Origin of the sequence: Pseudonocardia sp. N23, from assembly GCF_002583555.1 — a bacterium.
Lineage (GTDB): Bacteria > Actinomycetota > Actinomycetes > Mycobacteriales > Pseudonocardiaceae > Pseudonocardia.
Genome location: NZ_BEGX01000028.1, coordinates 98,369 through 119,745, shown reverse-complemented (window position 1 = coordinate 119,745; position 21,377 = coordinate 98,369). Strand labels below are relative to the sequence as shown.

Genomic DNA, 21,377 nt, shown 5'->3' with positions numbered 1-21,377 from the left:
CGTCCCGCACCCCGCAACCCGACAAGGACCCGCCGCGATGACCCCTGCCCTCGATCCCGTCCGCCGGACCGTGGGCCCGGTCGCCGATCCGCTCCTCGCGGCGGCGGCCCTCGCCCGCGCCGCGACCGGTCCCTACGTCGTCTACGAGCAGTCCAGGCGATGGACGTTCGCGTCCGGCGCGCGCGCCGAACTGACGATGGACGCCCGGGGGATCCGGCTCCGGACCGGATCGACGACCGTGGTCGAGCCGGTCGGCGACGAACCGCTCCAGCAGGTCTCGCGACTGCTCACGACCCTGCCCTTCGGACAGTGGCGGGCCGTCGGCTGGGCTGCGTACGAGCTGCACACCGTCGTCAGCGGGAACACCGCGATGGCCGGTGACCGACCCGTCCTGCACCTCGTCGTGCCGGAGCGCGAGGTCCGTCTCGACCCGGCCGGTGCCGAGCTCGCCGCGACCGACGACGCCGGGCTCGACGCCCTGGCCGCCGCCCTCGCCGCGACCGCCCCGACCCGTCCCCCCGGTGGAGCCATCGACGTCGCGGCGACCGGTGGTGAGGCCTACCGGGCCGCGGTGACCGCCGCCGTCCGTGACATCCGCGACGACCGGCTGCAGAAGGTCATCCTGTCGCGGGTCGTCCCGGTGCCCGACGAGATCGACCTCGTCGACAGCTACGTCGCGGGCCGCCGCGGCAACACCCCCGCCCGCTCGTTCCTGTTCGACCTCGGCGGGCTCGCGGCCACCGGCTTCAGCCCGGAGACGGTCGTCGAGGTCGGCGCCGACGGTCGCGTCTCGACCCAGCCGCTCGCCGGCACCCGCGCCCTCCTGGGTGACCCCGTCGCCGACCTGGCCCGCCGCGTCGAGCTGCTGGGCGATCCGAAGGAGATCTTCGAGCACGCCATCTCGGTGCGGCTCGCCCAGGACGAGCTCGCCGGCGTCTGCCGCGCCGACAGCGTGTTCGTCGAGGAGTTCATGAACGTCCAGGAGCGGGGCAGCGTGCAGCACCTCGCCTCCCGCGTCACCGGACGCCTCGCCGACGGCCGCAACGCCTGGCACGCGCTCGCCGCGCTCTTCCCCGCGATCACCGCGTCCGGCATCCCCAAGGCCCCGGCGTTCGAGCTGATCGCCGAGCACGAGGAGTACCCCCGCGGCCTCTACAGCGGCGCCGTCCTGTCGGTCGGCTGCGACGGCACGCTCGACGCGGCACTGGTGCTGCGCACCGTGTTCTCCCAGGACGGCCGGACCTGGCTGCGGGCGGGCGCGGGGATCGTCGCACCGTCCACACCGGAGCGGGAGTTCGAGGAGACCAACGAGAAGCTGCGCAGCATCTCGCGGTTCCTGGTCCCGGCGGCCACCCATCAGGAAGGACCTGCGCAGGTGACCGGACCCGATCTGACCGTCGAGGGGCTGCGGGCGACCGCTGCGGAGCTGACCGAGGAGGACGCCGAGACGATCGCCGCCGACGCCAACCTCTTCGAGCTGGGCCTGGAGTCGATCGCGCTGATGCAGCTCGTCGCGAGCTGGCGGCGTGCGGGCGTCGAGGTCAACTTCGCGGAGCTGGCCGAGACCCCGACCCTCGACGGCTGGTCGAAGCTGCTGTCGTCGCGGCGGGCCGAGGTCGTCGTCCCGGCCCCCGTCGTGCCCGCCGAACCGGCGTCCGAGGACTTCCCGCTCGCCACGCTGCAGCACGCCTACTGGATCGGCCGCTCACCCGCGCAGCGCCTCGGTGGCGTGGCCGCGCACCTGTACACGGAGTTCGACGGCGCCGACGTCGACGCCGAGCGCCTGGCCACCGCCCTGGAGCGGCTCGTCGCACGGCACGGCATGCTGCGCGCCGTCGTCACCGACAACGGCCGCCAGCACATCGCCCCGGCGTCGGGCTGGCGCGGGCTCACCGTGCACGACCTGCGCTCGGTCTCCGACGACGAGCGCGAGCGGCGCCTCGAGGAGGTCCGCGACGTCAACTCCCATCAGCTGCTGGACATCGAGTCCGGCGAGGTCTTCGCGACCGCGCTGAGCCTGCTGCCCGGCGGCCGCACCCGGCTGCACGTCGACGTCGACATGGTCGCCGCCGATGCCGTCAGCTACCGGATCATGCTGTCCGACCTCGCCGCGCTCTACAGCGCCGACGGCGACGACGCGGCCGCGGACCTCCCGTCGCTGGAGTACGACTACGCCCGCTACCGGGCCGCCCGTCCGAAGCTGCGCGCCGAGGCCCGCGAGCGGGCCGCCGCGTGGTGGCGCGACCGGCTCCCGACGCTGCCGGGCGCCCCGGAGCTGCCGGCCGCGCCGACGCCCGCCGGTGTCGTCGACCGTCCGTGGAGCACCCGCAGCACCCGGCGGTCGGTCGTACTGCCGGCGGCCGAGCGTTCCGCGCTGACCGACGCCGCCCGCGTGCACGGCCTCACCCCGGCGATGGTCGTCGCCACCGCGTTCGCCGAGATGATCGGCGCCTGGAGCTCGCAGCCGCGGTTCCTGCTCAACGTGCCGCTCTTCGACCGCGAGCCGGTGCACCCCGACGTCGTGCACGTCGTCGGCGACTTCACCGGGTCGGTGCTGCTGGAGGTCGACCTCACCGAGGAGCTGACCTTCGTCGAGCGCGCCCGCCGGGTCCAGGCCCGCATGCACGCCGACGCCGCCCACGCCGACTACACCGGCGTCGAGGTGCTGCGCGACCTCACCCGCAGCAGCGGCGAGCAGGTCGTCGCCCCCGTCGTGTTCACCAGCGCGCTCGCCCTGGGCGACCTGTTCGGCGCGGCCGTGCACGAGCAGTTCGGCGACCCGGTCTGGATCATCTCCCAGGGCCCGCAGGTCGTCCTCGACGCGCAGGTCACCGAGCTGGCCGGCGGGCTGCTCGTCAACTGGGACGCCCGCGTCGGCGAGCTGGCCGACGGCGTCGTCGACGCGATGTTCGACGCCTTCGCCGCGCTGGTGTCCCGGCTCGCCCACGACCCGGGGGCCTGGACCGCGCCGGTCGACGGGCTCGTCCCGCAGGCCGCCCTCGGCGCCCGCGCGGCCGTCAACGACACCGCCGCGCCCCGCAGCCACCGGCGTCTGCACGAGGGCTTCTTCGCCCACGCCGCCGCCGACCCGGCGGCCGTCGCGATCCTCGGCGCGCGCACCCTCACCTACGGCGAGCTGGCCGACGAGGCGCTGCGCATCGCCGCCGCACTCGTCGACCGCGGCGTCACCTCCGGTGACCCGGTGGCCGTCACGCTGCCCAAGGGTGCAGGCCAGGTCGCAGCCGTCCTCGGCGTGCTCGCCGCCGGCGGGGTGTACGTGCCGGTCGACGCCGCCCAGCCGCCTGCCCGCGCCGCCCGGATCGCGGCCGTCGCCGGGTACACCGTCGTCGTGGACGAGTCGTTCGTGCCCGCCGCACGCCCGCTCGCCGCACCCGTCGACGGCGCGGAGGAGGACCTCGCCTACGTGCTGTTCACCTCCGGCTCGACGGGCGAGCCGAAGGGGGTCGAGGTGCCGCACCGCGCGGCGATGACCACGATCGACGACCTCGTCGGCCGCTTCGGCATCGGACCGGCAGACCGCACCCTCGCGCTGTCCGGGCTCGACTTCGACCTGTCGGTGTTCGACCTGTTCGCACCACTGTCGGTCGGCGGCGCCGTCGTCACCACACCCGGCGACGACCGTCGCGACGTCGAGTCCTGGGGGCCGACGATCGCCGAGCACGGCGTCACGGTCCTCAACTGCGTCCCGCCGTTGCTCGACATGGTCCTGGCGTCGGGGGTCCCGCTGGGTGAGAGCCTGCGGCTGGTGCTGCTCGGCGGCGACCGGGTGGGCGTCGACCTGCCCGGTCGGCTCGCCGCCGCGGTGCCCGGCGCCCGGTTCGTGGGCCTCGGCGGTACCACGGAGACCGCGATCCACTCGACGGTGTGCGAGGTCGTCGACGCGGACGTCCCCGACGACTGGCGCTGCGTCCCCTACGGCACCCCGCTGTCCAACGTGGTCTGCCGCGTCGTCGACCAGCTCGGCCGCGACTGCCCGGACTGGGTACCCGGCGAGCTGTGGATCGGCGGCGACGGCGTCGCCCGCGGCTACCGCGGCGACACCGCCCGGACCGCCGACCGGTTCGTCTCCCACCAGGGCCGGAACTGGTACCGCACCGGCGACCTCGCCCGCTACCGCGGTGACGGCACACTCGAGTTCCTGGGCCGCAACGACAACCAGGTCAAGATCCGCGGCTTCCGGGTCGAGCTCGGCGAGGTCGAGGCGGCGCTGGCCGCGGTCACCGGAGTGACGGGTGCGGCTGCCGTCGTCGCGGGTACCTCGACGCTCGCCGCCGCCGTCGCCGGGGCGGGTCTCGACGCCGACGCGGTCCGCGAGGCCGTTCGCGACACCCTGCCGTCGCACATGGTGCCGGAGGAGGTCGTCGTCCTCGACGTGCTGCCGCTGACCGGCAACAACAAGATCGACCGCAAGGCCGTCCGGGAGCTCGCGTCGCAGGCGCTCGGGCGCGAGCCGGCCGCCGCGGAGCTCGCCCGGACACCCGTCGAGCGGGTCATCGCCGCGGTGTGGCGGGACGTGCTGGGCGTCGAGCAGGTCGGCGTGCACGACGAGTTCTTCGCCATCGGCGGCGACTCCGTGCTGGCCACGTCGATCGTGGCCGCACTGCGCGATGCCCTCGACACCCGGTCGGTGTCGGTGCGGTCGCTGTTCGGCGCGCCGACCGTCGCCGGGCTGGCCGCCGCGATGGTCGACGCCGAGGACGAGCCCGACCGGCTCGACGCGGTGGCCCACGTGTGGCTGGAGGTCGCAGAGCTGTCCGACGACGAGGTCGCCGCGATGCTGGCGGGGGCGGGCGAATGAGCGACCTCGCGGTCGGCTTCACGCCGTGGCCCTCCGAGCTCGCCGCCCGCTACCGCGAGGCCGGCTACTGGCGCGGCGAGACCCTCGGTGAGCTGCTGCGCACCTGGGCCGCGTCCCACCGCGACGCCCTCGCAGTGGTCGACGGGGAGCTGCGGCTCTCCTACGCCGAGCTCGACAAGCGCGTCGACGAGCGGGCCGCCGGGCTGGTGGCGCTCGGCATCGGCGCCGGCGACCGGCTCGTGCTGCAGCTGCCCAACACCGCCGAGCTCGTCGTCCTCACGTTCGCCCTGGCCCGCATCGGCGCCGTCCCGGTGATGGCGCTGCCTGCGCACCGGCGCACCGAGATCGAGCACCTCGCGGCGCTGTCGGAGGCGGTCGGCTACGTCGTCGCCGACTCCTTCCAGGGCTTCGACCACCGGACGCTGGCCGCCGAGATCGTCGAGCTCGTGCCCGGGATCGAGCACGTCCTCGTCGACGGCGACCCCGGCCCGTTCACCGCGCTCGGCTCGGTGACCGCTCCGGCGGCGGCCGAGACCCCGTTCGTCGACCCGGCCGGCATCGCGGTCCTGCTGATCTCCGGCGGCACCACCGGCAAGCCCAAGCTCATCCCGCGCACCCACGACGACTACGCGCTCAACGCCCGCGCCAGCGCCGAGGTCTGCGCGCTGACCGCCGACGACCGCTACCTCGTCGCCCTCCCCGCGGCGCACAACTTCCCGCTCGCCTGCCCCGGCATCCTCGGCGTCCTGGGGGTCGGCGGCACCGTCGTCATGTGCCCGGCGCCGAGCCCCGACGTCGCCCTGCCGCTGATCGAACGCGAGCGGATCACCGTCACCGCGCTCGTCCCGCCGCTGGCCCGGCTGTGGGCCGAGGCCGCGCCGTACGCGGGCGCCGACCTGTCGTCGCTGCGGCTGCTGCAGGTCGGCGGGGCGAAGCTCGACGCGGCGCTGGCCCGCCGGATCCCCGACGCGCTCGGCGCGCAGGTCCAGCAGGTGTTCGGGATGGCCGAGGGCCTGCTCAACTACACCCGTCTCGACGACCCGGCCGAGATCGTCGAGATCAGCCAGGGCCGGCCCCTGTGTGCCGACGACGAGATCCGGGTCGTCGACCCCGACGGGAACGACGTGGAGGTCGGTGAGCTCCTCACCAGGGGGCCGTACACCCTGCAGGGTTACTACCGCGTCCCCGAGTACAACGCGACGGCGTTCACCCCCGACGGCTGGTACCGCTCCGGCGACGTCGTGCGCGTCCTGCCGAGCGGGCACCTCGTCGTCGAGGGCCGGGTCAAGGACGTCATCAACCGCGGCGGGGAGAACGTGTCCGCCGGTGAGCTGGAGGAGTACCTGCTCGTCCACCCCGCGGTCGCCGCGGCCGCCGTCGTCGGGCTGCCCGACGAGACCCTCGGCGAGATCGTCTGCGCCGTCGTCGTGCCCGGCCCCGACGGGCCGCCGAAGCTCAAGGCGCTCAAGGCGTTCCTGGGGGAGCAGGGGCTCGCCAGGTTCAAGCACCCCGACCGGCTCGTCATCGTCGACGAGCTGCCGCTGACGGCCGTCGGGAAGATCAGCAAGCGCGACGTCGTGGAGCGGTTGAGCACGTGACGGCAACGACCGATCGTCAGGCCCTGCTGCGCCGGCTCCTCGCCGCACGCGGTCTCGCCCCGACGACCGTGGAGCACGACCTCGCCCCCGAGGGGGAGCTGTCCGCCGCCGAGCGGCGCATGTGGTTCTCCCAGCAGCTGGACCCGACGGGTGTAGTCGACAACCTGTGCCTGGCTTTCGACGTCGCCGGACCACTGGACGTGCCCGCCCTCGCGGCGGCGGTCGACGCGGTCGTGGATCGCCACGACGTGCTGCGGACGCTCTACCGCCCGGGCCCCGGGGGCGACCCGGTGCGTGCCGCCGGACCGGCGCCGCGGCTGCTCGTCGAGGTCGGCCCCGTCGACGCCGTCGCGACCGCCCTCGCGCGCCGCCCGTTCGATCTCGCGACCGAGCCGCCGCTGCGGGTCGCGCTCGTGGGCGCGACGCTCGTGCTGGTCGGGCACCACATCGCGTTCGACGACGCCGCCTGGGAGCTGTTCCTCGGCGAGCTGTCCACGGCGTACGCGGGCGGCTCACTGGGGGACCCGGTCCCGGTGCCGCACCACGAGCTGGCACGCCGGGCCCGCCACCAGCGCGACCCGGAGTTCTGGGCCGACGACCTGGCGTTCTGGCGTGACCGGGTCGCCCCCGTCGACGGGCCCGCCGCGGGTGCGGGCCGCGGTGGTGTCGCGATCCGTCCGCTGCCGGGCCTGGCCGCCCGGATGACCGAGATGGCCCGGGTGGAGGGCGCGACCGCGTTCATGGCCGGGCTCGCCGCCTTCGGTGCACTGCTCGCGCGGCTGCGCCACGGCGCCGATCACGTCGCTGTCGGATCCCCTGCGCTGCACCGGCCCGAGCCGGAGGACCGGCCCGTCGTGGGCTGCTTCCTCAACACGATCGTCCTCGACGTCGACGTGCACGACGGTCCGACGTTCCGTGAGCTCCTCCGCCGTGTCCGCGACGACGCGCTCGCCGCCTACGAGCACCAGGGCGTCCCGATCGACCTCGTCGTCGAGACCGTCCGGCCCGCCCGGCACTCCGGCCCCGCCCCGCTGTTCGACGCCCTGTTCGCGGTCCGCTCGGACCTGCGCCCGTCGCTCGATGGCGTGACGCTGCACCCGCGGCGCATCTCGTCGGGTGCCGCCGAGTTCGGGCTCTCGTTGTCGCTGGTCCGCGACGGCGACGAGTACGTCGCCGAGGCCGCGCACCGGCTCGACACCTGGTCCGCCGCCGAGGCCGACACGTTCCTCGACCGCTACGCCCGGCTGCTCGACGCCGCCCTGACCGACCCCGACACGCCCGTCGCCGACCTCCCCCTGCTGGCTCCGGGCGAGCGCTCACTCCTCCTCGACCTGGCCTCGGGCGCCGACACCGCTGTCGACGCCACGCTCCCCGACCTGTTCGAGGCCCAGGTCGCACGAACCCCGTCGGCCCCCGCGCTGCGGTTCGGCGACACCGAGTGGACCTACGCGCAGCTCGACGCCCGCGCCAACACGCTGGCCCGCGCGTTGGCGGAGCGCGGCTTCGGCACCGAGGACACCGTCGCGATCGCCCTGCCCCGCACCGACGACCTGGTCGTCGCCGTTCTGGGCGTCCTGAAGTCCGGCGCCGCGTACCTGCCGATCGACCCGGCCCATCCCGCCGCCCGCGTCGCGACCCTCCTGGCGGACGCCGGCGTGAGTGCCGCTGTGAGTGGTGATGGTCGTCATGGCGACCATCACCACTCACGAGTCTGGGCCGACTCGGGTGTGCCGGTCATCGAGGTCCCGACCGGTGCCGATCGCGACGCCCCGGCCCGCGTCCGCCCGCTCCACCCCGCGAACGCCGCGTACACGATCCACACCTCCGGCTCGACCGGCTCGCCCAAGGGCGTCCGGGTGCCGCACCGCAACGCCGCCGCGCTCGCGAGCTGGGCGATCGCCGAGCTCGGCCCGGAGCGCCTGGCACGCACCGTGTTCTCGACGTCGCTGAGCTTCGACGTGTCCGTCTTCGAGCTGTTCGCGCCGCTCCTGTGCGGCGGCCGGGTCGAGATCGTCCGCGACGTCCTCGCCGCAGGCTCGGCCACCGACCCCACGCTCGTGTCCGGCGTCCCGACGGCCGTCGCCGCCCTCCTCGACGCCGGCGACCTCCCCACCGCGCCCACGTTCGTCCTCGCCGGCGAGGCCCTGCCCGCCGGGCTGGCGACGGCGTTGCAGGACCGGGGTCGCGAGGTCCGCAACTTCTTCGGCCCCACCGAGACCACCGTCTACAGCACCGCCCACACCGTCGCCGGTGAGGACGTGCGCATCGGGCGGCCCGTCCACAACACCCGGACCCACGTCCTGGACGAGCGGCTGGAACCGGTGCCCGTCGGCGTCGTCGGCGAGCTCTACCTCGGCGGCACCCAGCTCGCCCGCGGCTACAGCGGGCAGCCGGGCCTGTCGGCGGGGCGGTTCGTCGCCGACCCGTTCGGGCCGCCCGGGTCCCGCCTCTACCGGACCGGCGACCTGGTGCGCCGTGACGACACCGGCGCCCTGGAGTACCGGGGCCGCGCCGACGACCAGGTCAAGATCCGCGGCTTCCGCATCGAGCCGGGTGAGGTCGCCGCCGCGCTCGGGGCGCTGGCGGGCGTCGCGCACGCCGCCGTCGTCGCCCGCGAGGTGCGGCCCGGGGAGAACGCGCTCGTCGGCTACGTCGTGCCGGCGACCCTCGACCCGGCCGGACTGCGTCGCGCACTGGCGCAGACGGTGCCCGAGCATCTCGTCCCCGTCGCGATCGTTCCGCTCCCCGCGCTCCCCGTCACGTCCAACGGCAAGCTGGACCGCCGCGCCCTGCCCGCACCCGATCTCGCCTGCCCGACCGCCGCCCGGGCGCCGCGCGGGCCGCGCGAGGAGCTGCTGTGCGCGGTGTTCGCGGAGGTCCTGGGCGTCGACGCCGTCGGCCCCGACGACGACTTCTTCGCCATCGGCGGGCACTCGCTGCTCGCCACCCGGGTCGCCGCGCGGGTGCGGGCCCGGCTCGGCGTCGAGCTCGGCGTCCGCGCGCTGTTCGAGGCCCCGACGGCCGCCCGGCTCGCCGCTGCCCTGCCCGGGGGTGCGCCGGCCCGGCCGCCGCTGCGCCGCGCCCCCGACGACGCCGGCCCGGCCCCGCTCTCGTTCGCCCAGCAGCGCCTGTGGTTCCTCCACGAGCTGGAGGGCCCGAGCACCACCTACAACCTGCCGACGGTGCTGCGGCTGCGCGGCAGCCTGGACGAGGCCCGCGTCGCCGCTCTGACCGCGGCCGTCGACGACGTGGTCGCCCGGCACGAGCCGCTGCGCACGGTCGTCGGCGCCGGTCCCTCCCAGACCGTCCTGCCGGTGGGGACACCCCTGCGGGTCTCGCGGGTGGCGGCCGGAACCGCGCTCGATGCGGCCCGCGACGCCGTCCGGCACACGTTCGACCTCGCCGTCGAGCCGCCGCTGCGCGCCACGCTGGTCACCGACGGCGACGAGCACCTGCTGGTCCTGCTGCTGCACCACATCGCCACCGACGACTGGTCGACCCGCCCGCTGCTGCGCGACCTCGCGACGGCGTACACCGCCCGCCTCGGCGGCGACGCCCCACGGTGGACGCCGCTGCCGGTGCGCTACGCCGACCACGCCCGCTGGCAGCGCGCGTCCTACGACGCCCGCGCCGACGACCTGCGTGCCTTCTGGGCCGACGCGTTGCGCGGCGTCCCCGAGGAGATGACGTTCCCGTCGCCCGTCCCGCGCCCGGACGCTCCGCGCCACCGCGGTGAGATGACGGTCCTGCCGGTGCCCGCCGGGCTGCCGGAGCGGGTGCGCGAGGTCGCCGTCGCGACCGGGACCAGCCCGTTCATGGTGTTCCAGGCCGCGCTGTCGGTGTTGTTGTCGACGCTGGGGGCCGGGCCGGACGTCGTGCTCGGGACGCCCGTCGCGGGCCGTGCCGAGGAGAGTCTCGACGACGTCGTCGGTTTCTTCGTCGGGACGCTCGCGCTGCGCACCGACCTGCACGGCGACCCGACGTTCCGCGAGGTCCTCGGCCGCGTCCGTGCCGCCGACCTCGCCGCCTTCGACCACGAGGACGCGCCGTTCGACCGCGTCGTCGACGCCGTGCTGCCCGACCGCACCGCGGCGCTGCACCCGCTGTTCCAGGTCATGCTGTCCTACCAGCCCGCCCCCGCCCCGGGAGAGCTCGCCGGGTTCGACGTGGAGCGGGTGCTCGTCGGCGCGGGAGCCGCGAAGTTCGACGTGCTCGTCAACGTCCTCGAGCGTGCCGGCGACCCCGGCCTCGACCTGCTGGTCGAGTACGACGTCGACCGCTACACCGCCGCCGACGTCGACCGGATCGTCGCCCGGCTGCACCGGCTGCTCGCCGCGGCCGTCGCCGACCCCGACGCACGGCTGTCCACACTGGACGTCCTCTCCGGGGACGAGCGGGCGGCGATCCTGGCGCGCACCGGTGACGTCGTGGCCGTCCCCGCGGCGACGCTGCCCGAGCAGGTCGCTGCCCAGGCGGCACTGACCCCGTCTGCCGTCGCGCTCGTGTCGGGCACGCGGGAGCTCACCTACGCCGAGCTCGACGCCCGGGTCGCCCGGCTCGCGGGCTGGCTGGCGGGCCGCGGTGTCGGTGCCGGGGACGTGGTGGGCCTGCTGCTCCCGCGGTCGGTCGATCTCGTGGTCGCCCTGCACGCCGTCCTGCGGGCGGGCGCCGCGTACCTGCCGCTGGACCCCGACCACCCCGCCGACCGCATCGCGTTCATGATCGACGACGCCGCGCCGGCCGCGGTCCTGACGACGCGCGGCGACCTGCGCCGAGTTCGACACCGGGGCTCGAACGAGGGCCCCGGATCAGCCGTGGTTCCGAACTCGCCGGTCGAGTTCGTGGCTCTCGACGACGCCGAGGTCGCAGCCGTGGTCGCCGCGACCGCCGGGCTCGACCGGGCTCGCGCCCGCCCCGGCGACGCCGCCTACGTCATCTATACGTCCGGCTCGACCGGACGCCCCAAGGGCGTGGTGGTGGAGCACGCGGCGATCGGGAACCGGATCGCCTGGATGCAGGCCGCGTACCCGCTGGACGGGTCCGACCGGGTGCTGCTCAAGACGTCGGCCAGCTTCGACGTGTCGGTGTGGGAGTTCTGCTGGCCGCTCGCGGTCGGGGCGGGCCTGGTCGTCGCCGAGCCCGACGGCCAGCGCGACCCGTCGTACCTTGCCTGTCTCGTCGAGACCGGGCGCGTGACGACGGCGCACTTCGTCCCGTCCATGCTGGACGCCTTCCTGGCGGGTGCGGACGTCGCCGCGCTGACCGGGCTACGCCGGGTGTTCTGTTCCGGGGAGGCCCTGCCCGCGCCGACGGCACAGGCGTTCCGGGCCGTGAGCGGCGCGGTGTTGCACAACCTCTACGGCCCGACCGAGGCCGCGGTCGACGTGACGTTCCACGAGGTCACCGCCGCCGACACCGACGTGGTGCCGATCGGGCGCCCGGTGTGGAACACCCGGACCTACGTCCTTGACGACGCACTGCGCCTCGTCCCCGACGGCGTCCCCGGCGAGCTGTACCTCGGCGGCGTCCAGCTGGCCCGGGGCTACGCCGGGCGACCCGGACTCACCGCGTCGCGCTTCGTCGCCTCACCGTGGGGCCGGCTCTACCGCACGGGTGACGTCGTCGCGTGGGTCGACGGTGAGCTCGTCTACCAGGGCCGGTCCGACGACCAGGTCAAGATCCGCGGGTTCCGCATCGAGCCCGGCGAGATCGCGGCGGTCCTCACCGGGGCGCCCGGTGTGGCGCGCGCGGTCGTCGTCCCGCGCCACGGCCGCCTGATCGCGTACGTGGTACTCACCGACGCCGCATCCGACGAGCCCACCGAGGTCGTGAGTGGCGATGGTCGCCACAGCGACCATCGCCACTCACAGGTGCTCGAGTACGCCGCGGCCGTGCTGCCCGAGTACATGATGCCGTCGGCGGTCGTCGTGCTCGACGACATCCCGACCACCGTCAACGGCAAGCTCGACCGCGCCGCCCTGCCCACGCCGACGGTCTCCGGCAGGAGCCGCGCACCACACGGACCGGTCGAGGAGGCCCTCGCCGCTGCGTTCGCGCAGGTGCTGGGGGTCGAGGCGATCGGCGCCGACGACTCGTTCTTCGTCCTCGGCGGCGACAGCATCCTGTCGATCCAGCTCGTGGCCGCCGCCCGCGCGGCCGGCGTCACCGTCACACCGCGTGAGGTGTTCGAGCGGCGCACCGTGGCGGGCCTGGCGGCCGTCGCCCGCACCGCGGTCGCCGACGCGGGGCCGCAGCTCGACCCGGTCGGCCCGATCGAGCCCACCCCGGTCCAGCGCCGGCTGCTCGCCCGGGGCGGGACGTTCACCCGCTTCGGCCAGGCCGCGGTGCTGCACGTTCCCTCCGACCCGGCGGTCGCCGCCGCGGCGGTGCAGGCCCTCGTCGACCATCACGACGTCCTGCGGTCCCGGCTCGACGGTGACCGCCTCGTGGTCGCACCGTCGGCGCAGGTCGCGGTGGCTGTCGAGGACGGCGCCGACCTCGACCGGGCCGACCTCGACCGGGCCGACCTCGACCGGGCGGTGGAGGACGCGGCCGACCGGCTCGACCCCGCCGCCGGAGTGATGCTCGCCGTCACCCATCTCGTCGAGGGTGACCGGGCGTGGCTCGTCGTCGTGGCGCACCATCTCGTCGTCGACGGGGTGTCGTGGCGGATCCTGCTCGACGACCTCGCCCGCGCCGCCCGCGGTGAGGCCCTGCCGCCCGTCCCGACGTCGATGCGGCACTGGGCCGCGGGCCTCGCTGCGGCCTCCGCCGAGGACGAGCGCGACGTGTGGCGCGACGTCGTCGCCGGACCCGATCCGCTGCTCGGCGACCGCCCACTCGATCCGGCGACCGACACGGCCACCGCGACCGTCGAGGTCACGGTCGACGGTCCCGACGCGGCCGCGCTGCTCGGTGCGCTGCCGGCTGCCCAGCACGCCGGTGTCGACCACGTGCTGCTCACCGCGCTGGCACTGGCCGCGACCCGCTGGCGCCGTGAGCGCGGCGTCGAGGTCTCCGACCTGCTCGTCGCCGTCGAGGGGCACGGCCGCGAGGAGGACGTCGTCGCGGGCGTCGACCTGTCGCGCACCGTCGGCTGGTTCACCAGCCTGTTCCCCGCCCGGCTGCCCGCCGACCCGCGTACCGGGTTCGACGGCGCGGCCGGGACCGTCGCCGCGCTGCGGGCCGTCAAGGACACGATGCGGGCGTTGCCGCGCAACGGGATCGGCTTCGGCCTGCTCGATGTTCCGGGCGCCGAACCGCAGATCGGGTTCACCTACCTCGGCCGGATGCCCCGGCCTGTCGCGCACGGCGACTGGAGCCCCGCCGCCGCGCTGCGCGGCACCGTCGACCCCGGGCAGCCCGCGGCGGCGGTCGTCGACGTCGTCGCGCTCGCGGAGGACGGTCCGGACGGCCCCACGCTGCGCGCCGGCTGGACGTTCGCCACCGGCCTGCTCGACGAGGCCGCCGTCCGTCGGTTCGCGGCACTGTGGACGGACGCGCTGCGCGCCCTCGCCGCGACCGTCGCCGACCCGGCGCTGGCCGGGCGCAGCCCGTCGGACCTGCCGCTCGTCGCGGCGACCCCGGAGTCGGTGCGGCGCTGGGAGGCCCGCTACCCCGAGCTCGTCGACGTGCTGCCGCTCACGCCGTTGCAGCAGGGGCTCGTGTTCCATGCGGGCGAAGGTGTCGACCCGTACATCGTGCAGCTCGCGCTCGACCTCGACGGCCCGCTGCGGCCCGCCGACCTGCGCGCGGCCGCCGACGAGCTGGTCCGCCGCCATCCCGCGCTGCGCACGGTGTTCCCCGCCGGGGACGACGTCGCCGTCGTGCTCGCCACCGCACCGCCGCGGTTCGTGGAGACCGACGCGGACCTCGACGCGGCAGCCGCCGCCGACCGCGCCGAGCCGTTCGACCTCGCCACCCCGCCGCTGCTGCGGATCCTGCTGGCGCGCACCGGCCCTGACCGGCACCGGCTCGTCGTCACGCACCATCACGTCGCCCTCGACGGCTGGTCGCTGCCGATCGTCGTGCGCGAGCTGCTGGCGCTGCACGACGGCGCGGCGCTGCCCGCCGCCCGCCCGCACCGCGACCTGCTCGTCCACCTCGCCGGCCGCGACCGGGCCGCCGCCGAGGACGCCTGGCGCGCCGCCCTGTCCGGGATCGAGGAGCCGACGCGGCTCGTCCCCGACGCCGGCTCGGTCGACCTCCCCGACACCCACACCGTCGAGCTCGACGCCGCGGCGACCGCGCGACTGCATGCCACGACCCGCGAGCACGGGGTCACGCTGGGCACTTTCGTGCAGGTCGTGTGGGGTGCGCTGCTCGGCGCGCTGACCGGCCGCGACGACGTCGTGTTCGGCACGACCGTCTCCGGTCGCCCCGCCGACCTCCCGGGCGCCGAGGCCACGATCGGACTGTTCGTCAACACCGTGCCCGTCCGGGTGCGCCTGCACCCCGCCGAGACGGTCGCCGACCTGCTCGCGCGGGTCCAGGCCGAACAGGTCGCGCTGCTCGAGCACCAGCACCTCGGCCTCGCCGACACCCAGCGCATCGCCGGAGCCGGGGAGCTGTTCGACACGCTGACCGTCGTCGAGTCCTACCCGGTCGACACCGGTGCGGGTGCGGGGCTGCGGATCGTGGCCGCCGACGCGCACGACGCCACGCACTATCCCGTCACCGTCATGGTGCTGCCCGGCGAGCGGCTGCGCATCGACCTGCGCCACCGCGGCCTCGGGGCGGCCCGGGCCGCCGAGCTGGGCGAACGTCTTCTGTCGGTCGTCGAGCAGGTCGTGGCCGCGCCTCAGGCCCGGGTCGCGACGCTCGACGTCCTGGGCGCCGCCGAGCGCACCCGGATCCTGGCGCGCCGGGGCGACGACGTCACCGTCGACGAGGCGACGCTGCCCGCGCAGGTCGTGGCGCAGTCGGCGCAGACCCCGTCGGCGATCGCGCTGGTCGCGGGCGAACAGGAGCTGACCTACGCCGAGTTCGACGCGCGGGTCGCGCGCCTCGCCGGATGGCTCGCGGGCCGCGGGATCGGGCGCGGGGACATCGTCGGGCTGCTGCTGCCGCGGTCGGTCGACCTCGTCGTCGCGCTGCACGCCGTGCTGCGGGCGGGATCGGCGTACCTGCCACTGGACCCCGAGCACCCCGCCGACCGCATCACGTTCATGATCGACGACGCCGCGCCCGCCGTGGTCCTGACCACGGCCGACCTGCGCCGAGTTCGACACCAGGGCTCGGAACAGGGCCCCGGATCAGCCGTGGTGTCGAACTCGCCGGTCGAGTTCGTCGTGCTCGACGAGGTCGCGGCCGAGGGCGCCCCGGAGCTCCCTCGCTCGCTCGCCCGGCGCGGCGACGCGGCGTACGTGATCTACACGTCCGGTTCCACAGGCCGGCCCAAGGGCGTCGTGATCGAGCACGCGGCGATCGCGAACCGGATCGCGTGGATGCAGGGCGCACACCCGCTCGACGACACCGACCGGGTGCTGCTCAAGACCTCGGCGAGCTTCGACGTGTCGGTGTGGGAGTTCTGCTGGCCGCTCGTGGTCGGGGCCGGGCTGGTCGTCGCCGACCCGGGCGGGCAGCGCGACCCGGCGTACCTGGCTTACGTGATCGCGTCCTCGGGCGTGACGACGGTGCATTTCGTGCCGTCCATGCTGGATGCCTTCCTCGCCGGTGCCGACGTGGCTGCGCTGACCGGGCTGCGGCGGGTGTTCTGCTCGGGCGAGGCCCTGCCCGCGCGGACCGCGCAGGCGTTCCGCGCGGTGAACGGGGCCGGGCTGCACAACCTCTACGGCCCGACCGAGGCCGCCGTCGACGTCACGTTCCACGAGGCCACCGCGACCGACACCGACACCGTCCCGATCGGGCGTGCGGTCTGGAACACGCAGCTCCACGTCCTCGACGACGCGCTTCGCCCCGTGCCCGACGGCGTCCCCGGCGAGCTGTACCTCGGCGGCGTCCAGCTCGCCCGCGGCTACCTGAACCGGCCGGGGCTCACGGCGTCGCGGTTCGTCGCGTCGCCGTGGGGCCGGCTGTACCGCACCGGTGACGTGGTCGCGTGGGTGGACGGCGAGCTGGTCTACGAGGGCCGGTCCGACGACCAGGTCAAGATCCGCGGGTTCCGGATCGAGCCGGGCGAGATCGCGGCGGTCCTCGCGAGGGCGCCGGGCGTGGCCCGCGCGGTCGTCGTGCCCCGGGACGGGCGCCTGATCGCCTATGTGGTGCTCACCGACCCCGCTCCCGCGGAGCCCACCGACCCCGCTCCCGCGAGGCCGACCGACCCTGTGAGTGGCGATGGTGGCTACAGCGACCACCGCCACTCACGAGTGCTCGAGTACGCCGCAGCCGCGCTGCCGGAGTACATGGTGCCGTCGGCGGTTGTCGTGCTCGACGTCATCCCGACCACCGTCAACGGCAAGCTCGACCGCGCCGCCCTGCCCGCGCCGGTTCTCGAGGGCCGGGGCCGTGCGCCCGAGGGCATCGTCGAGGAACTGGTCGCAGGCGTGTTCGCGCAGGTCCTCGACCTGGACGGGATCGGGGCCGACGGCTCCTTCTTCGACCTGGGTGGGGACTCGCTCTCGGCAACGCGCGTCGTGTCCCGGCTGCGCACGGTCTTCGACGTCGACCTCGGCGTCCGGACCGTGTTCGACCACCCGACCGTCGCCGCGCTCGGCCGGGCGGTCGAGGCCGCCACCGGTCGCCCGGCCCGGCCCCCGGTGCGCCCGCAGCCCCGGCCCGCGCAGGTGCCGCTCTCGTCGGCACAGCAGCGGCTGTGGTTCCTGCACCGCCTCGAAGGCCCGAGCACGGCGTACACGATCCCGTTCGTCGCGACGTTGCGCGGCCCGCTGGACGTGTCCGCGCTGGCCGCCGCCTTCGACGATGTCGTCGAGCGCCACGAGGCCCTGCGCACGGTGTTCCCCGAGATCCGGGGGGTGCCGCACGCCGTGGTACTGGACGACCGGGGGAGCCGGCCGCGGCTGGCCCGCGAACAGGGCGACCCCGCGCGCACCTTCGCGATCGAGACCGACGCACCCGTGCACGCCACGCTGGAGCGGGTCGCCGACGACGAGCACGTCCTCACCCTGGTCGTGCACCACATCGCCGCCGACGCCTGGTCGGCCGCGCCGCTGCTGCGCGACCTCGCGACCGCCTACCGGGCCCGCGCCGCCGGCGAGGAGCCGCGGTTCGCGCCGTTGCCCGTGCAGTACGTCGACCACACGCTGTGGCAGCGCGACGCGCTGGGCGAGGAGTCCGACCCGGCGAGCCGCGCCGCGGAGCTGGTCCGCTTCTGGACGACGACGCTCGACGGCCTGCCGCCCGAGCTCGACCTGCCCCGCGACAGGGTGCGCTCGGCCGCCCCCGGGTACGCGGGTGGCACGGTCACGTCCACCGTCGACGACGACGTCCGCACCGGCCTGCGCCGGCTGGCCCGCGAGGCCGGGGCCAGCGCGTTCATGGTCGAGCGGGCCGCCGTCGCGGCGCTGCTGCACCGGCTCGGCGCCGGGACCGACATCCCGCTCGGCAGCCCGGTCGCCGGACGCACCGACGCCGCGCTCGACGACGTCGTCGGCCTGTTCGTCAACACGCTGGTGCTGCGGGCCGACCTGTCCGGGGACCCGACGTTCGCCGAGCTCGTCGGCCGCGTCCGGGATGCCGACCTGGCCGCGTTCGAGCACCAGGACCTGCCGTTCGAGCGGCTCGTCGAGCTGCTCGCCCCCGACCGCGACCTGCGCCGGCATCCGCTGTTCCAGACGATGGTCACCCATGTCGCGGGTGACCCGACCGCGGGCGCGCTCGACCTGCCCGGCGTCGCCGTCGAGTCCGTGCCGGTCGACCTGGGCGTCGCGAAGTTCGACCTGACCGTCGAGTTCACCGACGACACTGACGGGCTGCGCGTGGCCGTCGAGTACAGCGCCGACGTGTTCGACGACGCCGGGGCCCGCGCGCTGGCCGAGCGGCTGACCGCGCTCCTGGCGCAGGTCGTCGCCGACCCGGCGCGGCGCGTCGGTGACCTCGACGTCCTGCTGGCCGGGGACCCACGAGCCGTGGGCACCGACCCGACGACGGCCGGGCCGACCGTCCCCGAGCTCGTCGCCGCCCGCGTCGCCGACATGCCGGACGTTCCCGCGCTCACCCTCGCCGCCACCGGCGAGACGCTGACCTGGCGCGAGCTGGGGTCGCGCGCATCGCGTGTCGCGGCGCACCTGCGCGGCCGCGGCATCGGGGCCGAGGACGTCGTCGCGCTCCGCATGCCACGCGGCGCCGACCTGGTCGCGGCCCTGTTCGGGGTGCAGCTCGCCGGCGCGGCGCCCGTCGTCGTCGACCCGGGTCTGCCGGCCGAGCGGATCGCGTTCCTGCTCGACGACGCCCACCCGGCCGTGGTCCTCGACGCACTCCCTGCACTCCCGACCGAGGACGCGGCCCTCACCGAGGTCATGAGTGGCGATGGTCGCCATGGCGACCATCGCCACTCACAGGCGTACGTGATCTACACGTCCGGCTCGACGGGGACGCCCAAGGGCGTCGTCGGGACGCATGCGGGGCTCGCCGCGCTGTACGCCGCGCACACCGGGCCCGGCGGCGTCATCGCGGCCGCGCGGGAGCGGGCGGGCGGGCGGCGGCTCCGGGTCGGGCACACCGCGTCGTTCGGGTTCGACGCCTCCTGGGACCCGCTGCTGTGGATGCTCGACGGCCACGAGCTCGTGCTGTTCGGCGACGACGAGATCCGCGAGCCCGAGCTGCTGCTCGGCGGCATCCAGCGCCATCGCCTCGACTACGTGGACCTCACCCCGACACACCTGGAACAGCTCGGCGACCTCGGCCATCAGCCGCTGGTCATCGCCATGGGCGGGGAGAAGATCACCCCCGCGCTGCGGGAGCGCTTCGCCGCGCGCGACGACGTCATCGTCGCCGACCTGTACGGGCCCACCGAGGCGACCGTCGACACCTACCTGTGGCGCCGCGACGCCGACGGCACCGCCGGCCCCACCCCGGGCACCCGCGCACTGCTGCTCGACGAGCGGCTGCGGCCCGTGCCGACCGGCGTCACGGGTGAGCTGTACCTGGGCGGGCCGCAGCTCGCCCGCGGCTACCTCGGGCGACCGGGCCTGACCGCGGCGCGGTTCGTCGCCGACCCGCACGGCGCCCCCGGCGACCGGCTCTACCGCACGGGCGACCTGGGCCGCTGGGCCGGCGACGGCACGCTGCTGCTCGGGGGCCGCTCCGACGACCAGGTCAAGCTGCGCGGCTTCCGCATCGAGCCCGGTGAGATCGACGCGGCGCTCACCGCGCAGCCGGGCGTCACGGCGGCGGCGACGATCGTCGTGGACGGGGCCCTCGCCTCCTTCGTGACCGGCACCGCCGACGCTGCGTCCGTCAGGAACCAGCTGACGACGACGCTGCCGGCCCACATGGTCCCGGCCACGGTCACGGTGCTGGACGCGTTGCCGCGCACCGCGAACGGCAAGCTCGACCGGGCGGCACTCGTCCCGGCTCGGACCGCCGCGGGAGGACAGCAGCCGGCGACCCCGCTGGAGGAGCTGCTCTGCCGGCTCGTCGGCGAGGTCCTCGGCGCTCCGCCGGTCGCCGCGGACGCCGACTTCTTCACCCTCGGCGGGGACAGCATCGTCTCGATCCAGCTGGTCAGCCTGGTGCGCGAGAACGGCTTCGCCGTGCGCGTGCAGGACGTGTTCGAAGCCCGCACCCCGGCCGGGATCGCCGGCCGCGCCCGCACCACAGAGGCCCCGACGGCGTCCGACGACGGCACCGAGCCCTTCCCGCCGACGCCGATCATGCGCGACCTGCTCGACGAGGACGGTCCCGACTCGCGGCTGACACAGTCGGTCGTGCTGCGGCTGCCCGACGACGTCGACCGGACGGCACTCGACGTGGCGCTGACCGGGCTCGTCGAGGCGCACCCGATGCTGCGGGTGCGGGTCCGGCCCGATGCCCTCATGGAAGCGGGCCACGCACAGCCTGTCACGGCCGACGACCGCGCCGACCTGGCCGGAGCCCACGAGGACGCGATCGACGCACTGTCCACACACGACGGACGCATGCTCGCCGCACGCGTCGTCGGCGACCGCCTCGTGCTGGTCGCCCACCATCTCGCGGTCGACGCCGTCTCCTGGCGGATCCTCGTCCCGGAGCTGGCCGAGCGGTACGCCGCGGCGACGCAGGGACGGGCGCCGCGGGTCACGGCCGAGCGCACGTCGTTCTCCCGTTGGGCGCGCACCCCGGAACACAGTCGGAAGGACCCGGCGCCGGGTCCCGACCCGCTCGACGTCGACGGCCCCCGGGCCGCCGGCACCGGCGTGCACCACCTCGAGACGCCGCTGCCCGACCTGGGCGGGCGCACGGTCCGCGACGTGCTGTTCCTCGGCTTCGCGACGGCGCTGGGCGAGCACCGCCGCCGGCTGCGGCCGTGGGAGCGCGACACCGCCGTCAGGTTCGACGTCGAGGCCCACGGCCGCACCGACCGGGCGGGCCTGGACGTCTCCGCGACCGTCGGCTGGTTCACGACCCTGTCGCGGCTCGTCGTCGACCCGGCCACAGGGTGGGTGCCGGACGACGCAGGGCCCGCGGAGAAGTCGGGGGCCCTGCTCAACTACCTCGGCCGCTACGGCGAGCCCGACGACGCGCCCTGGAACGTCGTCCCCGCCGACACCGACGCGGTGCACGCCGGCGCCGCCGTCCCGCTCTCGCACGACCTGTCCGTCGACGTCGCGGTCCACGACCGCCCGACCGGTCCCGTGCTCGCCGCGTCGCTGCGGTGGCGTGCCGGCGGCCCGGCACCCGACGACGTCGTCCGGATCGCCGACGGCTGGGTCAGGGCCGTCCGCGACATCGCCGCCCGGCCACCCGCCGGTGCGGGTGCCGCGCCCACCCCGGGCCCGGCACTCGAATCCCTGTCCCGGTCCGAGCTCGACGAGCTCGAACTGGAGTTCGAGGACTGACCG

General features: G+C 75.4%; 3 protein-coding genes. All 3 read left to right on the top strand.

Annotation, left to right across the window (positions count from 1 at the left end; genetic code table 11):
• The first annotated feature begins 37 nt into the window (after window positions 1-37).
• The 3 genes from TOK_RS08650 to TOK_RS08640 are packed head-to-tail and all read left to right on the top strand — an operon-like array spanning window position 38 to window position 21,374.
• Complete coding sequence (locus tag TOK_RS08650) at window positions 38-4,819, top strand: salicylate synthase (RefSeq protein WP_098957278.1); 4,782 nt, start codon at window positions 38-40, stop codon at window positions 4,817-4,819.
• Window positions 4,816-6,417, top strand: a complete 1,602-nt coding sequence (locus tag TOK_RS08645) for a (2,3-dihydroxybenzoyl)adenylate synthase (protein ID WP_098957277.1) — start codon at window positions 4,816-4,818, stop codon at window positions 6,415-6,417. The genes TOK_RS08650 and TOK_RS08645 overlap by 4 nt, the downstream gene beginning before the upstream one ends.
• A complete protein-coding gene (locus tag TOK_RS08640; protein WP_098957276.1) occupies window positions 6,414-21,374 on the top strand; it encodes a non-ribosomal peptide synthetase in 14,961 nt (4,986 codons plus the stop codon). Before TOK_RS08645 ends, TOK_RS08640 begins: the two co-directional genes overlap by 4 nt.
• The last annotated feature ends 3 nt before the right edge of the window (window positions 21,375-21,377 follow it).

Coding starts and splice junctions, on each gene's coding strand:
- TOK_RS08645 (WP_098957277.1), top strand. CDS start 4,816: ATGAGCGACCTCGCGGTCGGCTTCACGCCGTGGCCCTCCGAGCTCGCC.
- TOK_RS08650 (WP_098957278.1), top strand. CDS start 38: ATGACCCCTGCCCTCGATCCCGTCCGCCGGACCGTGGGCCCGGTCGCC.